This is a genomic window from Alkalibacillus almallahensis, assembly GCF_011761495.1.
Classification (GTDB): Bacteria; Bacillota; Bacilli; order Bacillales; family Alkalibacillaceae; genus Alkalibacillus; species Alkalibacillus almallahensis.
The window spans coordinates 1-2,165 of record NZ_JAASRU010000031.1; the positions used below are offsets into that span (position 1 = coordinate 1).

General features: G+C 41.4%; 3 protein-coding genes. All 3 read right to left on the bottom strand.

Features of this window, described 5'->3' with window-relative positions:
* Positions 1-385: 385 nt before the first annotated feature.
* Positions 386-928, bottom strand: a complete 543-nt coding sequence (locus tag FHR85_RS14250; protein ID WP_167264430.1) for a DUF6241 domain-containing protein — start codon at positions 926-928, stop codon at positions 386-388.
* 24 nt (positions 929-952) lie between these two features.
* Entirely contained in the window at positions 953-1,942 is a 990-nt protein-coding gene (locus FHR85_RS14255; protein ID WP_167264432.1) for a Gfo/Idh/MocA family protein, read from the bottom strand.
* On the bottom strand, positions 1,939-2,165 hold a 227-nt coding region (locus FHR85_RS14310; protein WP_208379726.1), incomplete at its 5' end, for a hypothetical protein. The genes FHR85_RS14255 and FHR85_RS14310, both read right to left, overlap by 4 nt.

Below are 2,165 nucleotides of genomic sequence, written 5' to 3' on the forward strand. Positions count from 1 at the left end.
ATGATTCAAGCAAGAAAAAGGCACCAAACCATATATTTTTTATGGTTGGTGCCTTTTTTACGTTATTTTTAGCTAGTTATGTCCCAGCCTCTTTTATGTATTTAGACAATTATTAGGTTGAATTATGAGCGTTCATCTCGCCCAATGTCGCTGATATTTCCTTCATATCAGCGATTTACCTTGTTTTATCGCCGTTATTTATACGATATCAGCGACCTACAGATTTTATCGGCGCCTCAGCAAATTTATCGGCGCCATTTAAAATATATCGGCGCGATTCTGATTTTATCAGCGACTTACCACGATATATCGGTGACCTTCAATTATGAACTTGATCCTCAAATAATGTCGCCGATATTCCCATTATATCAGCGACTCCACCCAATCATTCCGCCTGATTAATATACGCTTCCTCTTCTTCGGGTGTGAGCACGTCCCTCGCATAACCGACCGTGCCATCTTGAAGCTCCCATACTGTATTATGATGGTCATCGGCTTGAGAAAAGTCACCCTCAGCCCATGCATTCAAAATAGATTGGTACGTGTCCGAATGTTCAAGATTCTCGCTCGCAACCTCCACACCACTTTGTAACCATTCAATCCGCTCATCTGTAATCAGGTAAAATCCCCATTTCTGACTCGCTTCAACTTTCTGATGGGACATCTTATGGATATAAACTTGCACATCGTGATCCGTTAATTGCGCCTGATCAATCTCATCACCAAACGGATTCAGTTCAGACGGATTCTCGCTTTTCTCAAATTTTTCTTCCGATAATTCACCGACTTGCTTCTCATTATTAACTTGACCTTCTGAATCGTCTCCGCCAAAATATTGATCAATAAAACGATCCGTCCCGAAAAAGATTCCAATGCCAATTCCTAAAACAATCACGATACCAATCAGCCACTTATATAATGGTTTCAATGTCATCCTCCTCAAACGGTTCAGTTACTGATCCACCTCAACCACTTTCTGACTGCTCATCGACTCATAACACGCATCAATGACTGCCATCGTATGCTTCGAACGCTCATACGTATTACGCGGCGATTTACCTTCCGTCACAGCCTCGACAAAATGCTCGACCTCTTCTTTATATTGATCACTCATGACTCGCTCATCACGCGTTACGCCACCCTTTTCAATGATGACATGCCCTTGATGACCAAATGCATCTGGACGATAAGCGCGCGGTACTTTGATCGAACCATGTGTACCGACCACCTCATATTCATGACGCATTTCTGTCTCAAACCCGCTATCAAAAATAGCCGGCACACCACTCTTCATATTCACCAACCCTCGCGCTGACATATCCACACTAAATGTCGAGCTCACATCACCTTGCACAAACACATTAGCCACTTTATCATCTAAAATATTTTGAAACGTATGTAAGCAATAACTACCGACATCGTAAATACTGCCGCCACCTTTAGATGCATCCACCCGAATATTGCCTTCTGGATTACGAAGTGGGAATGAAAAGCTCGCACGCATTAACGTTACATCACCTATTTCACCATCCTGAATCAACTCTTTCACGCGATCGTGCTGCTTATGAAACTGATACATAAACGCTTCCATAAAAGTCACACCATACTTTTGGCAGACCTCTTCCATTTCGACCATCTCTTGCGCGTTTAATCCAGCTGGCTTTTCACACAAAATATGCTTCCCAGCTTCAGCTGCTTTAAAAACCCATTCCTTATGTAAATGATTTGGAAGCGGGATATAAACCGCCTCAACTTCTGAGTCCTCAAGCACATCTTCATAACGTGAGTACGCTTTTGGGATATCGAGCTCTGCCGCTACTTCTTCTGCTTGACCTGACCCACTCGCAATTGCGATAACCTCAGCGTTTTCGGCCCGCTTCATCGCTGGAATCAAAGCTTTTTGCGCAATATTAGCCGTACTAATAATACCGAATTTCATCATGAATCACCTCTTTGGTAAAATTCGTTTCTTAACGTGATTATCCTTCTATTATGGTAACATTTTCCTAAATGAAATGCTAAACGAAAGGAATTTATATTAAATATATTAAAAGCTGGCTTAAGCCAGCTTTCAGCTTGTAGAGAAACCCCAGGTTTTTCTGCAAGCTTTTTTATTTCTATAGGGGTAATTAATCTTACTAAATCAAAATAAAATGATATATATA